Origin of the sequence: Streptomyces sp. NPDC059900, from assembly GCF_050270335.1 — a bacterium.
In the GTDB taxonomy this organism is placed as follows: domain Bacteria; phylum Actinomycetota; class Actinomycetes; order Streptomycetales; family Streptomycetaceae; genus Streptomyces.
On sequence record NZ_JBNNJZ010001003.1, the window covers coordinates 1 to 1,753 of the forward strand.

Genomic DNA, 1,753 nt, shown 5'->3' on the forward strand with positions numbered 1-1,753 from the left:
GTTCTGGGCCCAGGCGGACATCGCGCTCGCCATGGGTTCGTACGCGGAGCTGCTCGAGTGACGCCCCGCTGACGGCAGCTCCGTGCGCACCGGGCCGGACGGGCCCCCTCCCCGGGGTCCGCCCGGCCCCGTGCCGCGGTGGGCCCGGCTTCAGCGTGCGGAGGCCCTGCCGGCTTGGGTCAGGGCCCGCGCCAGGTCAGCAGCCTGCGCAAGGGTGTCGAGCGCGAGGGGCTGTGTGGCCAGGGCGCCCTCGTGCAGGACGAGGAGCCGGGCGGCGAGGGTGTCCGGGGACGAGCAGCCCGCTGCGGCGGCCAGCTCCGCGAACAGGTTCAGCAGCCACAGCTTCTGGTCCGCGGCGATGCGGTGTGCGGGATGCGCGGGGTCCGGGAGTTCGGCCAGTGCGTTGATGAAGGCGCAACCGCGGGTGTTGGTCTGGCTCCAGGTCCGCAGTGCCTCGAAGGGGGCGGTGACGGCCTCGGCGGGCGTGCCGCTGGCATCGACGGCGGCACGCACCACCGACCGCCAGCGCTGGTCGCGCTGCGTGAGGTAGGCCGCCACGAGGTGGTCTTTGGAACCGAACCGGTTATAGAGGGTCCGCTTGGTCACCCCGGAGTGCTCGGCGATCAGATCGACGCCGACCGCCGTGATGCCGCGCTGGTAGAACAGCTCCTCCGCGGCCGCCACGATGCGCCTGCCCGCCGGTGTCATGGGCCGCGCTTCCTGCTCTGCGGGTCCCTGCATTTCGGGTTCCTTCACTGATCGGTGTACGGTGGCAGAAGTTCACCGATCAGTATACCCGCAGGGAGGTTCACGCGATGAATGCGACCCGGACCATGCGAGCAGTGCGCATCACAGGGCACGGAGGGCCGGAGGTCCTTGAGCTGACGGATGCCGCCGTCCCTGCCCCGCAGGCAGGCGAGGTGCTGGTCGAGGTCAGCGCGGTGGCGCTGAACAACACCGACCTGTGGACCCGGGAAGGCGCCTACGGCCGTCCGGAAGACCCGCACGCCACGTCGGGCTGGCGCGGCCCCATCGACTTCCCCCGTATCCAGGGCGCCGACGTCGCCGGCCGGGTCGCGGCCGTCGGGCCCGGCGTGGCGGCACACCTCGTCGGACGCCGCGTGGTCGTCGACCCCGCGATCTACGACGGCGAGGGGCCGGACGCCAACCCGGTGGGCCTGATGGGCAGCGAACGCGACGGCGGATACGCCCAGTACGTCACGGCACCGGCAGAGCGCATCCACGACGTGACCGAGTCCCCGCTCACGGACGACCAGCTCGCGACGCTGCCGACCGCCTACGGCACGGCGCTGGGCATGATCGAGCGAGGCCGGCTCCGCACGGGCGAAACCGCCCTGGTCTCGGGAGCCTCCGGCGGCGTCGGCATCGCGGCGGTGCAGATCGCCCGGGCGCGCGGCGCCAGGGTGGTCGCCATCAGCAGCGGAGCCAAGATCGACGCGGTGCGCGAGGCCGGCGCACACGAGGTCGTCGACCGCGCCGGGGACGTGGCCGAGCAGCTGCGAGCCGCCGCCCCGCAGGGCATCGACGTCGCGCTCGACGTGGTGGCCGGCGAGCTGGTGGGCGAGGGGCTGCCGCTGCTGCGCGAAGGGGGCCGGTGGGTCATCGCCGGCGCACTGGGCGGATATGGCGTGACCTTCGACGTGCGCCGTCTCTACCTGCACAACGCGCAGGTCATCGGGTCGGCGATGCACACCCCCGCACACTTCGACCTCCTCATGGACCTGGCCCGGCG

The 1,753-nt window shown here is 73.0% G+C and carries 2 protein-coding genes; one reads left to right on the forward strand and one right to left on the reverse strand.

Features of this window, described 5'->3' with window-relative positions; translation table 11 throughout:
• Positions 1-150 precede the first annotated feature (150 nt).
• Positions 151-708: a TetR/AcrR family transcriptional regulator gene (locus ACQKIP_RS46645; RefSeq protein ID WP_365864459.1), complete on the reverse strand. Its 558-nt coding sequence runs from the start codon at positions 706-708 to the stop codon at positions 151-153.
• Between the two features lie 107 nt (positions 709-815).
• Here ACQKIP_RS46645 and ACQKIP_RS46650 point away from each other — a divergent pair.
• Positions 816-1,753: zinc-binding dehydrogenase (locus tag ACQKIP_RS46650; RefSeq protein WP_427745783.1), on the forward strand; the 938-nt coding region annotated here is incomplete at its 3' end.

Excerpts from the sequence above, each read along its gene's own strand:
- ACQKIP_RS46645 (WP_365864459.1), bottom strand. The coding sequence starts at position 708 with ATGACACCGGCGGGCAGGCGCATCGTGGCGGCCGCGGAGGAGCTGTTC.